We start from the raw sequence: 15,702 nt of genomic DNA, 5'->3' as shown, positions 1-15,702 counted from the left end.
CGATTAAAAGAAGAGAAAAACAATTGCAAAATTAAAAATTTAAAGAGGTGGAATCACTTCTTTCTTCTTAGTAGGAGCGGGATTAGTGTTAGTCCTACGAGTGCCGCTGGTCCGCAGATTCCTCCGGTTGCCGTTGGGCTCGGAGAGCTTGTTGGGCTTGGGCTTGACGTTGGTGATGGTGATGTTGTTTCTTCTTTCTTGATGACAACCAGGGCCTTCTTGTCGGTGAATGAAACAACGCCCTCTTCTAGTCCACCTTTGACGTAAACTTCGTATCTTCCAGCCTCCCACTTGGCAGTCTCTGAACCAGGTATTGTTACTTCGAAGCTTCCAGCTGTGGCGAGCTTAGCCTCACCGCTGAACACTGTTTGTCCCTTCTCGTTCTTCACTTCAACAAAGACGAATCCCTTGTCGGCAAGCTTTTTACCGGTCTCTGGGTACTCTTCAAGCAAGTTGGCCTTAACTGCAACCTTTAAGTCATCGCCAGTGAATATTCTGGTTGGGACTTCAATTCCAGCGAGCTCGAGCTTTGCGAGTACTAATCTCTGCTTCCAGTAGTCAAGGTCGAACGGATATGTTGGGTCTCTGAATGCCCTTAACTCGAGGAAGATCTTATCTGGATCATAGCTCTCAATGTAGAATGGACCATTGCTTATCACGGCATGTCCCTTGCTGTTGATCCAGTTGATTATTGCATTGTAACCGGCAGTTGGGTCGCTTATGTCATTGGCAATTGCAGCTGGCACGGCCTTTTTAGCCTTCAAGGCCTCGAGAACCTTCTTCAAGTCGGCAACGTGATCCTTCACGAGGAGGTCGAGCTGTGCAACACCCTCTGCTTCCTCACTGAAGGAGTACTTCTGTGATACTCCGTATTCTTCTCCCTTGGCGACGAGTTCGCTTTCTGCATAGAGGAGTTGCCATGGTTGTGAAGCCCAGAAGACGTTCATGTTGGCCATTACATCGTCAGCAACTGGGTGTGTTAAGTCAGTATAGACGACATAAGTGTCCTCGTCAACCCACTGGATACCCTTGATCTTTGCAAGGCTCTCTGCGGCAGATGCAAGCTTGTCATCGTAGTAAATGTCCTCGTCTCCATCTTTGGTGGACCACTCCCAGCTGAAGGCGGCAGCGTACTTGATGTCAGCCATGGTCATTGGGTGACCATCGTGCCAGTTGCCGAACTTACAGTCGTAGGTAATCTTTGCCTTTGCTTCTTCGCCAGCGTGGGCAACAACCCACTTGTCTTGGACAGTGTCGTAAACTACAGCGTCATCTGGTACTGTAACTGGCCCTCTCTCGACTTTGTAGTCACATCTGACTGGGATGTAGGTTCCGGTTGAGAGGTCGGTGTAGATTGCGTAATCATATACTACTCTCCAGATTGCTGAGCTGTAAACGTCGTCGATACCGCCGACTGGGTTGAATGCGCTCATGAAGAGTGCTCCTGTTGCTGAGAATTCAGCGACTTTTACTACTTTGTCTGGGGTTTCTGCTGTGATTAGGCTCCATCTTGTCCACAATCCTGAGGAAACGTCTCTTGCGATTGCCTTAACTCTCTCTTTGTTGACTGGGAAGTACTCCCAGCTTTCGATGAGGAATACTTTTTGGGAGTCTCTAACACCGAGTGCCATTGAGATCTTCTGGAGGTCCCAGTACTGGTCAACGTTGCCCTCTTTCATCTCATAAGTCTTGCCGTTAAAGTCAACGCTACCGAGAACGAGAATCTTGGTGATCTCCTCTTCTGTCATGTCGTAGAGCTCAGCAAGCTTGTCGGGGGTGTTGTAGTACTTGAGCTGGAAGCTCTCGATAACAGCCTCGGGTCCTCCAAGCTCGTCAACAAGTTCTTTTACTGTTATTAATTCTTCTCTTGGCATCTCCCACCCTACCGATGATGGGAGCCATCCATACCAGCTTGTGTACCACCATGCAGTATAATCGTCTGGCCACTTGATGTTAACTGTTGAAACCCAACCAGCAGTGTACATGTTCCACTGGTAGTTCTTTGGATCGCTGGCATATACGGTGCTTGAAGCCTTTCTTCTGTCCCAGAGAAGTCTTTCAACCTTGAAGCCCCAGAATTTCTCAATCAAGTCAGCAACGTAAAGACCGAGGTCTTTTCTGTGGTCTTCAATTCTGATGATGAATTTGAGCGTGACGGGCTCACCGTTGAAGTACCAGAATCCGTCGTTGCCTTTTTTAAGTTCATAACCTTGTTTTGCTAACTCATCTGCGGCCTTTTTCATTGCGTTCTCAACTAGCTGTTGTGACTTGGCAATGTCTGCAACCGCTGTAATTCCCATGGCCTTGTATACTGGTTCGAAGTATGCGTTTGCACCGGTGCTTGGTCTTATACCGCCGAGCATTGGTTGTCCTGATCCTTGGAGGATGTTTTGGACTATGTATTGTCTACTTATGAGGAAGTTCAATGCGTACCTTATGTCCCTAATTGCAAATGGGTTGAAGTATTTCTTCTCGCCAACTGTGATGAGGTATGGGTTGCCATCGTCGTGGACGGGGTTGACTTCAATGTCGTTGTAACCGCTTGCGGTTTTAATCAATTCTAAGTTGTTGAGGACATCTGATGGCAAGTTTTGGAATGATGCTCCTCCTACAGCCCAGAGAAAGATATCTAGATCTCCTTTTGCAACATCTGTTATACCGGTTTCTTCGTTGGTTCTAATTCCAATGTATAGAACGTCAGCTGCTGGACCCTTTTGTGCTGCAGCTAATGGGCTTAGTGCCATAACAAACACAAACAGCAATGCCAAAATTCCGGACCTCTTCATATATTTCGGCCTCCTTCATTTTTTTCTTCAGTATTGCATGCCTTAGTGTATGATGGCATAAGGATATACATCAAAAGACCTATTTAAGAGTTACGTTTCTGTAAAACTTGGGCGTGGGATAAAGGGATATAACGCTTCTCTATCTCCAGCGGGGCTCTTAACAAATACCTTGGCATGGTTGTGATACAAATGGAGTCTCTATGTAAATACTGCGAGAAATTGCATTAATATTTTGATTAAGCACGATGGAGAAAGCTGCAGAAATCTGAGAAAAGTGTTTCATTAAAGTTTAACACCATAAACTTTCCCCCTTCCGTTGCTTTATTTGGATCGATGACAAATAGTGCAAGAAGATTGGGCATTAAATTGGCAAAATATTAGCTATATCTTTTAAATCATCGACATTTTGGCAAATAACTAGCCAAAAATTTAATCAACAATAAAGTTTGCTTAAAGATGGTGATACCTGTGAGGGGGGAGTGGGAAACCAATCGGTAAGAAAAATAGGGTGGACTATTCTGAAATTGAAATTCTAGGTGAAATTTTAAGGGAAGGTATATACTGGGCCTATATGGGTCGGCCGTTTGAGGTGTTGCCGTTTCTGAGGGGCAAACTTTTGGCCAAGATAAAGAGTTCCAATAGAAGCTATAAAGACAAAGAGATGGAACTTGAAAGAGCACTAAAAGAACTTGAAATGCTTTACAAGCAGATCAGCGTCTCAGAGAGTGTGGATGAAAAGCAAATAAGGGAAGTGTTGGCATACAAACAGAAATTTGCACGATTTTTAGCTTTTGGGGAAGGTTTATAAGCCCTCTCTTTTATTTTTGTTAGGGATGATGAGGGAGATTTCGACCGAAGGATGAGGAGACTCGCATGGTCTGACCCCTCGAAAGTTTTATAAATAGGCTTCCTTTATTGCGTTAGGAGTCACGATAATAAAAACCTCATTTCTAAGGAGGTGGTTTGAAATGGCCGAGACAATTCCCGTGTGTACATCATGTGGAAAAGAGATAACGCCAAGAGAGCACGCTACCCACTTCATATGCCCAAACTGTGGGGAAGAAGTTATATGGAGATGTGAAAGCTGTCGTGTCCTTGGGGTAACCTACAAGTGCCCCAAATGCGGATGGGAAGGACCTTGAGGTGAAGAAGATGAGCGATTTCAATCTGGTAGGAGTTATTAGGGTTATGCCAACCGATCCAGATGTAAACCTTGATGAATTAGAAGCAGCAATCAGAAAGACACTCGAGGAGAAATTTGGGGGCAAATATGGAATCTCCAAGATTGACAGAGAGCCAATCGCATTTGGTTTAGTTGCCCTCAAGGTTTATGTGCTTGGAAAAGATGCTGAAGGATACTCCTTCGACGAAGTTGCAGAAGCATTTACTCAAGTGGAAAACGTTGAAAGCGCTGAAGTTGAGACCGTTTCCAGATTTTGAATGATTTTTAGTTTTTGTATTTTCAAAAATTTTTAACAAAAAATAGCAAGGAGCTAAGGGTTGATACTTAAGACGCTTGTTCCAATCTTCTTGAGTTCATCAAGCAGCTCTTTGAACTCTTCTATAGCTATGCTTTCATACGCTCTAGTGTACTCATTTTCCAAGCCCTCTTTAAGTTTTGCAAGCTCTTTTACAGCCTTGAAGAACTTTTCGTATTCCTTATTTATCCCTTCAAAAGCATCTGCCAAGCTGTCCATATTTTCATAAACTTCTTTGTACATTTTTTCCTCGAAGAGCTCTGTTATAAAATTGTACAGTGCATCAAATGCAATGCTGAAAAGCTCTTCATCGTCAACTTCTAAGGCTTTTAGGAGAGCTAGTTTAAGGGATTGAAATGCCCCTTTGAAGTCCTCTTGTGCGGCTTTTATTTCTGCCTCAACTATCCGTGCATTAATTTCAATCTCCACATCTCTGGGAGTTTTTAAGATTTCTGAGACAAGCTCCTCAGCACGTTTATGGTCGCCAAGCTCATAGAAAAAGTGGGCTAAATCGAGCAAACTTACCAAGTAGTTCTTCTCATCGCCAAGCTCTCTAAACATTGCACTTGCTTTTTCCATTAATTCTATTGCTTTTTCTGTTTCTTCAAGTTCATCGTAGTTTATGGCAATGTGTGCCAGCGTTAGTGCTTCTTCTCTTTTATTTCCAAGTTTCCTTTCAAGTTCCAAAAGTTTTTCATATGTCTCTATAGCTTTATCTGGCATTCCAAAATGCTCATAGGCATCTGCAAGATGGTAGAGGGCATCTAGGTATTTTTCTCCTTGCCCTTTATACTTCTCCACTAATCTCTTGTAAACCTCCAATCCTTTCTCAAGTTCATCTAAGTGGGCATAGACGTGGGCTATTTCATGGGCGAGCTCATAAGCCTCTTCCTCACATTCTGGGGCAAGTTCCTCAAGTTCTTGGAGGAGATCTCTGAGCTCCTTTTCACTTTCAATAATTTCTAGGTAATCATCAAGGTACTCGAGGACTTTTTGGCAGTCCTTACTTTTTAGTGCTTTTTTAAACTCTTCCATCTCCTTTTCACCATGTGTTGTTTGAGGAGTAGCTTAAAAAGGTTGACCGAAAAATTTATAAATAGCACAAAGGAATGGATAATCGAGATGAACACACATTGTAACTAAAAATTCCCTGCAGATAAGAAATAAAAAAGTCGGAGGTGGGTGGAGATGGCCCAACTTGCAGGCCAGCCAATATTGATTCTTCCCGAAGGAACCCAGAGATACGTTGGAAGAGATGCCCAGAGATTGAACATTCTTGCAGCAAGAATCGTTGCTGAAACCGTAAGAACCACCCTTGGTCCCAAGGGTATGGACAAAATGCTCGTTGACAGCCTTGGTGACATAGTCATCACAAACGACGGTGCAACTATTCTTGACGAGATGGATATACAGCACCCAGCTGCCAAAATGATGGTCGAAGTTGCAAAGACCCAAGACAAGGAAGCTGGCGATGGAACCACAACAGCTGTGGTCATCGCCGGTGAGCTCTTAAGAAAAGCCGAGGAGTTGCTCAACCAGAACATTCATCCAACGATAATCGTTAAGGGTTACACCCTTGCAGCTGAAAAGGCTCAGGAGATACTTGAGAGCATTGCAAAGGATGTCAGCCCGATGGATGAAGAAATCCTAATGAAGGCAGCAACAACCGCCATAACCGGAAAAGCGGCAGAGGAAGAGAGGGAATACCTTGCAAAGCTTGCTGTTGATGCTGTAAAACTAGTTGCGGAGGAAGTTGATGGCAAGTACGTGGTGGACATTGATAACATCAAGCTTGAGAAGAAGGAGGGTGGAAGTGTAAGAGACACCCAGCTCATCAAGGGTGTCGTTATCGACAAGGAAAGAGTCCACCCAGGAATGCCAAAGAAGGTCGAAAACGCCAAGATCGCACTTATCAATGAAGCACTTGAAGTCAAAGAGACTGAAACAGACGCTGAGATTAGAATCACAAGCCCAGAGCAACTCCAGGCATTCCTTGAGCAAGAGGAGAAGATGATCAAGGACATGGTCGACAAGATCATTGCCACAGGGGCTAACGTTGTCTTCTGCCAGAAGGGAATTGACGACTTAGCACAACACTACCTTGCAAAGGCAGGAATCCTCGCCGTTAGAAGGGTCAAGAAGAGCGACATGGAAAAGCTCGCCAAAGCAACAGGTGCGAAGATTGTCACAAACGTAAGAGACCTTACACCAGAGGACTTAGGTTATGCTGAGCTCGTTGAGGAGAGGAAGGTTGCAGGAGAGAACATGGTGTTCGTTGAGGGCTGCAAGAATCCAAAGGCAGTTACAATCCTCATCAGGGGTGGAACAGAGCACGTTGTAGATGAAGTCGAGAGAGCCCTTGAAGATGCCCTCAAAGTCGTCAAGGATATCGTTGAGGACGGAAAGATCGTCGCTGGTGGCGGTGCTCCAGAGATCGAACTTGCCATCAAGCTTGACGAATATGCAAAAGAAGTTGGTGGCAAGGAGCAGCTTGCTATTGAAGCCTTCGCCGATGCATTGAAGGTAATTCCAAGAACCCTTGCAGAGAACGCTGGACTTGATCCAGTTGACGTCTTAGTGAAAGTAACTGCGGCTCACAAGGACAAGGGTGCAACAATTGGTGTTGACGTCTTTGCCGGAGAACCAGCCGACATGCTCGAGAGGGGGGTCATTGAGCCATTGAGAGTCAAGAGGCAGGCTATAAAGAGCGCAAGCGAAGCTGCAATAATGATACTCAGAATTGATGACGTCATTGCCGCAAGCAAGCTTGAGAAAGAGAAAGAAAGTGGAAAAGAAACAGGGGGAGAAGAAGAGAGTGAGTTCTGAAGACTCTTTCCCTATTTCTTAAATCTTTCAATTTCATTTTCAAGTGTTTTGAGCTTTTCCTTGGCTCTTCTGAGCTGAAGATTTGCAATTTCAACTATCCTCCTAAGATAATCTTCACTTACCCAGAATTCTCCATCTCTACCTATGGGAACGTCCATTCTCTCGGTTGAGCGAATCTCCACCACGAGTTTTTTGTGACTTATGCTTTTGATGTTTGAATGCTTGAAGCCGCAGGAGATAGCTAAGTTGAGCAGTTCCACGGCATCTTTTAGGGTCTTTGCAGAAACGTGGAGTATCGGGCTGTGAAGCATGAACCAGAGCATGCCTTCGCTGTGCTTCCCTATGGCTTCAAGCACCTCTTCCAATCCCACTTCCCTGTGCCACTTGCCTAGCCATACTGCGTTAACCTTGTCCCCAAAATCCGGGATTTGCATCACACTTATTCTGCCGGAGCAGCTGGAAGTTGTGAAGTAGTTTTCGAAGGAGTTGATCTTCTCTAAAAGGGGAATGATGTCCTTGTCCACCAGATCTTTTTCAAGAGCTTCCTCCAGGCTTTCGAGGGCTTTCACTTTCTGCAGCTCAAAATTTTTTTCATACAAAAACATGGGAGAAATTAAAGAGGGCGATTTTTAAAGTTTATGTGGAAAGATATTGCCTGACCCTTCTCTCAAATTCAGCAAAGTTCGGCACGCCTATGAATTCAACGCGGTTGTTTATTAAAATCGTTGGCGTACCCATGATGTTGTGCTCCATGGCCTTCCTCTGCCCCTCAGGAGTCGCGACGCTCACTTCCTTCGCTATCACGCCCTCATACTTTCTCGCTATTTCTTGGGCCATTGCCCAGGCTATCGGACAGTAAGGACATGTGGGGGATGTTATGACCTCGATGACGACTTTTGGCTTTTTGGGCCTCTCCTCTATCATTCCGGCTCTTTTCATTAGCTCGAGCATCTTTTTTCTTCTAATCATCTCCAGCTCGTCCATCCTCTCACCCCAAGGGAAATTCATGTGAAGGGATTTAAAAATGAATTTATGAAGAAATTTTCAAGAATTCCGGGATAACGGGAGGGATAGTTTATTGGCTTTTTACTTTTTGGGCAATCTCAAGGAACAGATGGTTCTCGTTTTTGAACATGCACTCAGCGATCTTGGGACAGGAGAAGCTAACTCACCTTGGATTTACAATTATGGGCTGATAGTTTCTTCAATATTTGTAATGCTTTTTGCGGTATATCTGGTTCTCATTTCTCAAACAAAACTCCAGACCGTTGGAGGTGCTTATATAAGCGTGGCCGCAATATTCCGTGCACTTATAGGGCTCTATCCTGGTGGGACTAGACCCCATGTCTTTGTTTCCACCTACTTTTTTGTTCAGTTCTTCCTCGGAATGTTTCTTTATGGGTCAGGGAGCGAGAAAATGGTTAGAACCATTTCGACGCTGCTTTTTATTCTCGCAGTTATTGGAACTCTTATTGAATGGCCCTCTGTGGCTTTAATAGAAACTTACGAAATAGTGTTGATACTGGTTTTCACACTGTTGATAGCCTCGCAATGAGTCTAACCAAAGGTCTCTATACATATCCGGCAGAGCTTTGGGTCTATCTCAGGGTCAACCGTTGAATGGAAGGAGCAGACGTAGCCCTTTCCAAGCATCTCAATTGCAATTTTCACGAGTTCCCCGTGGATGTAGTACTCGTCGGGTTTTTTCCCCACTATGGTCTCTGCGAGCCCCTTCAGCTTCTCATCGATGTCCTGAAATTTTTCCACCTCTATGAGAGCCCCCCGGTTCATCCCTAGATACCTTGAAACGGCTGATTGAGTTATGTGCAAAAGCTCCGCTATCTGCATCTGGTTAAGCCCTTTCTCCCTCAAAATCTCCACTAATCTTCTGCGGAGGGAAGGGTAGACGTACCTTGCAACGGCTTCAAAGGCGTTGGTCTTCATGGTAGCTTTTATGACGAGCGGAATATTTAAACCTTTCCGTCAACTTCTCCAACTTTTTGTCATGACATGAGTCATAAAGCTCTTTTAGGTTAATAAACCGCAAAGCTTTTATGAAGGACCTTTCAATAATAAATCGAATATGACATGTGTCATAAAAATGGAGGTGGTTAAGCATGGCAATACGGCTTCCAAAAGAATATGAGATGTTATGCAACCAGTGCTCTATGAGTTTAGCAGGAGGATGCACGATTCAAGGAGTCTGCGGCAAGGATCCAGACCTTAACTCCCTTCAGGAAGCCCTCCTCTACGGGATCAAGGGAACATCGGCTTACTACTATCACGCCCTTGAGGTGGGCTACGACGATCCAAGAATCGGCCACTTTCTGAGCAAGGCCCTCTACTCAACCCTAACCAACGTCAACTTCGACAAGAACCGCTTCCTTGAGCTGATCCTTGAGAACGGAAGGGTTCACCTTGAGGCAATGAAGCTTCTCGATAAGGCCTACGTTGAGACCTTTGGAAGGCCCGAGCCCGTTGAAGTACCCACGGGAAGCTTTGAGGGACACGGCATACTCGTCACCGGTCACAGCTACAAGGCCCTCTATGAACTCCTGAGGCAGATAGAGGAGAAAGGTCTTGAGGATGAGATAAAGGTCTACACTCACGCCGAGATGTTCCCAGCTCACGCATATCCCGAGCTCAGGAAGTTTAAAGCGCTTTACGGCAACTGGGGCGGCTCGTGGCTCTACCAGAGGAAGGAGTTCTCCGAATTCCCGGGGGTTATAGTGGGCACGAGCAACTGTGTCCAGCAGCCGACCAAGGCCTATCAAGATAGAATCTTCACCACCGGAATAGCGGGCCTTGAGGGAGTGCCCCACATAGAGGACTACAACTTCGAGCCGCTCATAGAAAGGGCCCTTGAGACTCCAAGAATGAAGGCCTATGACGGTGGAAAGCTCCTCACGGGCTTCCACCATACGAACGTCTTGGCTATGAAAGACAAGCTGATAGAGCTCATCAACGAGGGCAAGATAAGGCACATCTTTGTCGTTGGCGGGTGTGATACACCGCACAAGGGCATGGGCTACTATGAGAGGCTTACCGAGCTCATTCCAGAGGACGCGATAATACTCTCAGCCGCCTGCGGCAAGTTCCGCTACAACGCGAGGAACTATGGAACAATTGATGGCATTCCACGCTTCCTCGACTTCGGCCAGTGCAACAACGTCTACTCCATAATAGAGATAGCGATAGCCTTAGCGAACGAGCTTGGAACTGATGTGAACTCACTCCCGGTGAGCATCGTTTTGAGCTGGATGGAGCAGAAAGCCATAGGAATACTCTACACTCTCCTATACCTGGGCGTGAAGGGCATCTATCTCGGCCCCAAGCCGCCGGAGTTCCTAACGCCGAACGTCTTTGAAGTGCTCAGAAGGCAGTTCGACCTGAGGCTCACAGGCGACCCCGAGAAGGACCTCAGAGACATGCTAAACAGGGGCGTAAGCGTTGATGAGAACGCCCCGCTCGCGGAGGAGCTGGATTGAGCTCTCTTCACTTTTGCTTTGTCTTTTTCTTGAAAGCCTGAAAAGGACTTAGTCTCTCGGGCGCTCTATTTGTCAGAGTTGTATTTTCTGAACTTTTGAGAGTTTGATTTAAATTCTACCATTACGAACTTGTTAAACTCTACCATAGTAATCTTTTTAAAGTTCTGGCTTGATTATCCAGTGTACGTATCTGGAGGTGCTCCGGGATGTGGAAGAAAAACCCTCGCCCTACTCTTCAGCTTTTTGATTTTGGGATTGGCGTTCAGCGGTGCGAGTGCAACGGCGAGCCTCGTCAACAGCACAGTGAACGGCACCGTAACGGTTCCGTCAGAGTTAACTCTTGAGAAGAAGCCTGGAAACAAAGTTCAGCCGCATTCTGGGGGTGCTACAGTTGTTTTGAAACCTTTTGTAAGTGCCTTTGTTCCAGGAGTTGGATGGGTAGTAGCGGTTGGAAGCCTCACCCTCGTGGCGTTAATTGCCCAATACTTGTACTCAAAACCAGTTAAAGAATTCACAGAAGGCTTTGTAAGTGAGATTCCAGAATAGGATTACTTACAATGGGCAGGAGCTTGCAAAGGGCGTTAAGACGAACTTCTGGGGGACGGAGGTAGAGATTGGTTATGGTTATGTCAAAAAGGAATGGGGCGGACTTAAAAAGGAAGCAGTGATTGTAAAGTCCGTAATAAAGATAAACAGGGACGAAGTTAAAGCTGTGGAGGATCTATTTAGCCCTAAAGACCTTGGGAGAGTACTTGCAAAAGCATACTTAAACGGATGGAACGCAAAGGATGCTTATACAATAGCCCGAGAATTTAGAAAAGCGACTCAGAATTTCCATGCAGAATTTAAAGGACTCAACATGTGTAAAGCGGGAGATGTTACGATGGATCCAGAGCGGAGAGAACACATTATCGAGGCCCACATAACAATGGAAGCAGCTAACTGGAAGAAATTGGAAAATAGTCAGTGGCAGGTTAACTCCGGTGAAGACGTTGCTAACATTATAAAAGAAGTAATTGAATCGTTTGACAAAAGCGCATCACGTTGTTATGATAATGGAAAAACGGCAGTACTTAAGAAAAATAAGGGTGGGATATGGTATAGGGTCGTGATAAAGAAGATAAAAGGAAAATGGAAAGTATGGACGGCATTCCCAGAGAGTTAATTTTAATTTTTCTTTAGTTTATCAGGGGTGATGAACTTGATAACTTGGTACTTTGATGTTGAGTATTTGAGAAAAAATCTGGAAATTGAGGAGATAACAACTCAAGGTAAAACTCCCATGCAGCTTTCAACAATATTGAAGTTGTTTCGTTTGCCCGCAGGGAGGTACTCATTAAAAATATTGGGAAAAGAAGTGCTTGCAGATGATTCCGGTGAAGCGATATACTTCCCCAGCGTTCCCCAGGATGCGTTTCTTGTGAGCATCTATCTCCGGGGAGCTTTAGAGAAGTTTAACCAAGAGATTGCTACAAAGACCTGGTTTGTTGAATTTTTACGAAAATACGTTTATCCTCCTGAAATCAGAAGAATTCCAGATCCACGGCTAAGAGAGGTTCCTATAGAAGAACTAAGACGAGAATACTTGTTAGAGTGTCCAGATGTTAAAGGATACGTTTTTGACGTTACATTCGGAAAGATTTTGAGCCCGGTGGTGTTTAAACTCAAAGGAGAAAAAGTGTTTATATGCTCGGAACTTTACTTTGCGGATAAAGGCAACATCCTTAACCCCAAAAGGGTAGTGATAGAGGGTGATGCTGGCTCATTGTCGAGAGCTTTCCTGAAAATGGGAGAAGAGACTTTAAAGAGTCTAGTTGAACTAGGTGAACTGCTACCTCCGGGAGCGTGGAAAGAGCCATTGGCGGAATACATTGAAGTTCTTAACACTTTCAGAAAGTTTAGTCTTAGTCTGGTAAGAGGCAAGCGTACTTAAACGGCTGGGATGCCAACGATGCTAAAAAGCTTGCAGAGGATTTTGACGAGGGGTACAGGGGTTTCAGGGCACACTTCAATGGGGCAAACCTTGATTGTGGAGTATTCGAAGGAGGAGATGTTATCATTGATGCAAAAGGGGCAAAACATATTATTTTTAACCACCTCATGAAAAAGCCTGGAAAAGATCAGTTCACTCACATTTCCGCCGTGGATCTTTTAAACGAAATGGGCAAGGTTATAGAAAACCCAGACAAAATTGAATGCGGAGACATTGTCAATGGAAAACAGAGAATAGTACTTGTTAAATATTCCCCAAAGCTGGGAAAGAAAGTGGTGGTAGTGATTGAGAGAATCAAATGGGGGATGTACCGGATAGTTACGGCATTCCCACCATCTTCAAGGAGATATTGACAGGGAGGTGATTTCAATCTTTGCCTTTTCATTTTCCCCTCGAGATGGAGATAGGGGATTTCCAGTGCTGGTGCTCGAAGAGGGGCCAGTTTTCATCAGTGAAGACCCAGTGACGCTGGATGAATTCATAAGCTCCCTAAAGGCACTCCACTCGATGGATGCTCTCCCGAAAAAGCTCTGGGACTTGAAGATAATGGCTGAGGGTGGATGGGTTCACCTGACCCTTTGGGATGGTGGGGAAGTACAGCTCACCCGTGACAACTTCATCGAGGCAATCCGAACTTCCATCCAGAACCTGAAAGCGGTTCTCAATAATAAACCCGTGCGGATGGAGTGGCTCAGGTTCAAACTAAAGCCGCCTTCGCATGAAGTTCTTGAGATGTTCAGTGAACCTGAGGATATCATGGACGAGTACGAAGTTCAAGTTTACGGGAGCACGTACGTACTGGAGGCGTTTGTTAATCTCGAGGGGTACGTTGAGGAGCTTAAACTTCTCAGGGCGTTTGTGGCGGATGGCAAACTGCCTGCGGAGGAGTGGCGGGTAAAGTGGAACGTTGATGGTGAAATCAAGAGGCTGTCTTCCAAAGGGGTAAAAAAGCCGGAGGATAGGGGCCTTCTCCGCGAACTGGCGGGCCTTAAAAAGCTCTCAGCAGGAGCGGCTCCTCCTTTCGTTCGCTTTACCCTTTCAACCTATGACCCCTTTGAAGTTCTCTATGCGGCAGACTCTGGAAAGGGAGAATTTTTGCTGGCATTCGTCCTGTATTCCGGTATGGCAGTCAAAGTCCCAAAGAACGCTCTCCTGAGGGCCATCGATGAGGCCATCAAAGATGCAGAAAAGGAACTTAAAAGGGTAAAGCTATCTGGGAGGTGAGCTCATGTCCTTCTCCTTTATCTTCTTTGGCTTTGAGGAGGCTCTCAGGGGTGAGGTGCCTGCGGATACCCTGACCATTGCCATCAAACACGGGATGAAAACAGAAATTGGCACAATTGCCAGGAAAGGTTCTGAGAGAGTGGTGATAGAGTGCAAGAGAAACGCACATAAAATAAGCGAGGAACAGCTTGCAAAGTACGCTGAGTACGCCATCAATAAGGGAATCAGAAAGATTGAGGTGTACTATGCTGGAGGCATTGAGAACATAAGGGGCTACTATTACTACACCCAGTACCTGCCAAAGGAGATAAAGTCCAGGTTTGGTGTGGACGTTGAAGTGCGTTACCTAGCTTCAGAATTCGACTGAACATGTTTCTTTATTTCTCAATTATGTAATGAATCCTGGGGGGGAGTGGTATGGGAACCACGTATTATGTTGTCGCCGTGTTTGATAAGCCTTGGGGAGAAGTGCTTGAGAAGCTCTCGCGCGAGTTCAAGTACACTCGCGAACTCGCGTACCAGCGGGAAAGACGAGAAGAGCACCTGAAGTTCATCTTTGATATGAGGGGATTTAGGCTGGTTGCAGTGGGAGAACTGCACTACGAGCTGAAAACCACCGAGGAAGATTCCTTTGACTGGCTTGAGGTTGAAACGTACTCAAAGGAGAACATGACGCTCCTCCAGATTGGAGTCTCCACCGGCAGGTGGCTGTTCGTCCTGAGTCCCGAACTTATGAAGTTCCTCGGAAAGCTGATGGGGGTTGGGGCGGTCCTCATCTGTGGTTACACGGACGATCACGACCTCAGAGATGCAGGCTTTGAAGAAAACAACCAGTTTCTTTTCTACGAATGGTTAGTTGAGACTGTGAAAAGGAAAAAGCTTGAAATCGTTCCTTCGGGCGTTACCATAGTGAAGAAAGAACTCTTAGACTTGGAGGACGGTCTCTACGAGCTGATTGAAAGACCCGGACGGGAGGAGGAAGATTATGTCCTAATCAAGAGATTGGATAGTTATAAAATACTTGTTTCAGTAAGAGAAAGCGATTTAACTGATGAAGAGAGCTACCGAGAGCTAATTGAAGACAAAACATGGCTCAGCGGAGACATAACCACGTTGATCTTCAAGCGTATTGGAAAGAAAATTAAAAACGAATTCTTAATCAAGAGGGCCGAGGAATACTTTAAAGCTCAAACAGGGGCTGAACTATATTGAGCGGGTGATGGCCCCCGCCAAAGTTCGGTGGCTTTAATGATTAACAAAAATAAATCCCTCGTAGGTTGAGATTACTAAAAACAAACCTCAATGGAAATGTTTTGAACTGAACTATCTACCTTCTTACAGCCTTTTCAGTTCTTCCATCATCTCTTTGAACTTCTCATCGCTCATGCCGATGAGCTTCTTGGCCTGTCTCAGCGTTACCGTCCTTGCGAGGGTTTTTCTGAGCACAGGGTTCTGGAGCGGTGAAAAGCCGTACTTGACGAGTATATCGAGGGATTCAGGGTAAGCTTTGAGGAGTTTCGCCACGTTGGTGTCTTCCGTTATCTCCTTCAGCTCCTCATCGCACTCTTCAACCTCCATTTTCAGCTCTTTTGACCCCTCTGTCTTTGTGACCTTCAGCACGAAGAACTCTCCCACTTTGTTCAGCTCCACTTGATAGCCCGCTTCCTCAAGCTTGGGTATTATATCTACAAAGGGTTTGTCGCCAAGTACCTCAAGGGTCTCCCCGGTTTTGAGCCTCTCAAGGTTTTCCAGTATCATGAGGGCAGGCTGTGGAGGTTTCAAACCCCTCACATCCAGCATCATTTTCCATCACCGCCCCCATTTATGACATTTGGCATATAAACTTTGTTGGACAACTATGTCCAGAAAGGCTTAAAAGCATTTGATATGACAGATGTCATGAAGGT

At 45.5% G+C, this 15,702-nt stretch carries 19 protein-coding genes; 13 read left to right on the top strand and 6 right to left on the bottom strand.

Annotation, left to right across the window (positions count from 1 at the left end; all coding sequences use genetic code 11):
• Positions 1 to 53 precede the first annotated feature (53 nt).
• The gene (locus tag ADU37_RS08825; protein ID WP_238981958.1) at positions 54 to 2,768 is read right to left on the bottom strand and encodes an ABC transporter substrate-binding protein; all 2,715 of its coding nucleotides are present in this window, start codon (positions 2,766 to 2,768) and stop codon (positions 54 to 56) included.
• Positions 2,769 to 3,378: 610 nt separating this feature from the next.
• Between ADU37_RS08825 and ADU37_RS08820 the strand changes: the two genes are divergently transcribed.
• The 3 genes from ADU37_RS08820 to ADU37_RS08810 all read left to right on the top strand — a co-directional run bounded on the left by ADU37_RS08820 (position 3,379) and on the right by ADU37_RS08810 (position 4,226).
• Positions 3,379 to 3,594, top strand: coding sequence for a hypothetical protein (locus ADU37_RS08820; RefSeq protein WP_238981957.1), 216 nt, complete (start codon positions 3,379 to 3,381; stop codon positions 3,592 to 3,594).
• A 160-nt stretch (positions 3,595 to 3,754) separates the two neighbouring features.
• On the top strand, positions 3,755 to 3,928 hold the full coding sequence (locus ADU37_RS08815) for a zinc finger domain-containing protein (RefSeq protein WP_042699814.1): 174 nt from the start codon (positions 3,755 to 3,757) through the stop codon (positions 3,926 to 3,928).
• Positions 3,929 to 3,938: 10 nt separating this feature from the next.
• Positions 3,939 to 4,226, top strand: a complete 288-nt coding sequence (locus tag ADU37_RS08810; protein WP_058947230.1) for an elongation factor 1-beta — start codon at positions 3,939 to 3,941, stop codon at positions 4,224 to 4,226.
• 53 nt (positions 4,227 to 4,279) lie between these two features.
• Here ADU37_RS08810 and ADU37_RS08805 read toward each other — a convergent pair whose 3' ends face one another.
• Complete coding sequence (locus ADU37_RS08805) at positions 4,280 to 5,299, bottom strand: lipopolysaccharide assembly protein LapB (protein WP_058947229.1); 1,020 nt, start codon at positions 5,297 to 5,299, stop codon at positions 4,280 to 4,282.
• Between the two features lie 153 nt (positions 5,300 to 5,452).
• On the opposite strand from ADU37_RS08805, the gene thsB reads away from it, so the two are divergent.
• The gene (gene thsB / locus ADU37_RS08800; protein ID WP_058947228.1) at positions 5,453 to 7,090 is read left to right on the top strand and encodes a thermosome subunit beta; all 1,638 of its coding nucleotides are present in this window, start codon (positions 5,453 to 5,455) and stop codon (positions 7,088 to 7,090) included.
• Between the two features lie 11 nt (positions 7,091 to 7,101).
• Here thsB and ADU37_RS08795 read toward each other — a convergent pair whose 3' ends face one another.
• Positions 7,102 to 7,695, bottom strand: a complete 594-nt coding sequence (locus ADU37_RS08795; protein WP_058947227.1) for a hypothetical protein — start codon at positions 7,693 to 7,695, stop codon at positions 7,102 to 7,104.
• 31 nt (positions 7,696 to 7,726) lie between these two features.
• On the bottom strand, positions 7,727 to 8,074 hold the full coding sequence (locus ADU37_RS08790; RefSeq protein WP_058947226.1) for a thioredoxin family protein: 348 nt from the start codon (positions 8,072 to 8,074) through the stop codon (positions 7,727 to 7,729).
• 130 nt (positions 8,075 to 8,204) lie between these two features.
• Here ADU37_RS08790 and ADU37_RS08785 point away from each other — a divergent pair, with 130 nt between their 5' ends.
• Positions 8,205 to 8,645: a DUF998 domain-containing protein gene (locus ADU37_RS08785; protein ID WP_238981956.1), complete on the top strand. Its 441-nt coding sequence runs from the start codon at positions 8,205 to 8,207 to the stop codon at positions 8,643 to 8,645.
• A gap of 2 nt (positions 8,646 to 8,647) precedes the next feature.
• Here the strand turns inward: ADU37_RS08785 and ADU37_RS08780 are convergent, their stop codons facing one another.
• On the bottom strand, positions 8,648 to 9,034 hold the full coding sequence (locus ADU37_RS08780) for a transcriptional regulator (RefSeq protein ID WP_058947225.1): 387 nt from the start codon (positions 9,032 to 9,034) through the stop codon (positions 8,648 to 8,650).
• Between the two features lie 173 nt (positions 9,035 to 9,207).
• Here ADU37_RS08780 and hcp point away from each other — a divergent pair, with 173 nt between their 5' ends.
• From hcp to ADU37_RS08740, 8 genes are all read left to right on the top strand, one after another.
• A complete protein-coding gene (hcp, locus tag ADU37_RS08775) occupies positions 9,208 to 10,578 on the top strand; it encodes a hydroxylamine reductase (protein WP_058947224.1) in 1,371 nt (456 codons plus the stop codon).
• Between the two features lie 180 nt (positions 10,579 to 10,758).
• Complete coding sequence (locus ADU37_RS08770) at positions 10,759 to 11,124, top strand: hypothetical protein (protein WP_144433246.1); 366 nt, start codon at positions 10,759 to 10,761, stop codon at positions 11,122 to 11,124.
• Positions 11,108 to 11,743, top strand: a complete 636-nt coding sequence (locus ADU37_RS08765) for a hypothetical protein (protein WP_058947222.1) — start codon at positions 11,108 to 11,110, stop codon at positions 11,741 to 11,743. Before ADU37_RS08770 ends, ADU37_RS08765 begins: the two co-directional genes overlap by 17 nt.
• Positions 11,744 to 11,773: 30 nt before the next feature.
• A complete protein-coding gene (locus ADU37_RS08760) occupies positions 11,774 to 12,511 on the top strand; it encodes a hypothetical protein (RefSeq protein WP_042699785.1) in 738 nt (245 codons plus the stop codon).
• A gap of 167 nt (positions 12,512 to 12,678) precedes the next feature.
• Positions 12,679 to 12,924, top strand: coding sequence for a hypothetical protein (locus ADU37_RS08755; protein ID WP_042699782.1), 246 nt, complete (start codon positions 12,679 to 12,681; stop codon positions 12,922 to 12,924).
• A 64-nt stretch (positions 12,925 to 12,988) separates the two neighbouring features.
• A complete protein-coding gene (locus ADU37_RS08750) occupies positions 12,989 to 13,795 on the top strand; it encodes a hypothetical protein (protein WP_232054796.1) in 807 nt (268 codons plus the stop codon).
• A 4-nt stretch (positions 13,796 to 13,799) separates the two neighbouring features.
• Positions 13,800 to 14,162, top strand: a complete 363-nt coding sequence (locus ADU37_RS08745) for a hypothetical protein (RefSeq protein ID WP_042699777.1) — start codon at positions 13,800 to 13,802, stop codon at positions 14,160 to 14,162.
• A gap of 50 nt (positions 14,163 to 14,212) precedes the next feature.
• On the top strand, positions 14,213 to 15,007 hold the full coding sequence (locus ADU37_RS08740) for a hypothetical protein (RefSeq protein WP_042699773.1): 795 nt from the start codon (positions 14,213 to 14,215) through the stop codon (positions 15,005 to 15,007).
• Between the two features lie 123 nt (positions 15,008 to 15,130).
• Here ADU37_RS08740 and ADU37_RS08735 read toward each other — a convergent pair whose 3' ends face one another.
• Positions 15,131 to 15,598, bottom strand: a complete 468-nt coding sequence (locus ADU37_RS08735) for a DUF1858 domain-containing protein (protein WP_058947221.1) — start codon at positions 15,596 to 15,598, stop codon at positions 15,131 to 15,133.
• Positions 15,599 to 15,702 lie beyond the last annotated feature (104 nt).

The sequence above is a fragment of the Thermococcus sp. 2319x1 genome (assembly GCF_001484685.1).
Classification (GTDB): Archaea; Methanobacteriota_B; Thermococci; order Thermococcales; family Thermococcaceae; genus Thermococcus_A.
Note: the sequence above shows the minus strand (reverse complement) of the source record. Positions and strands in the feature narration are given on the sequence as shown.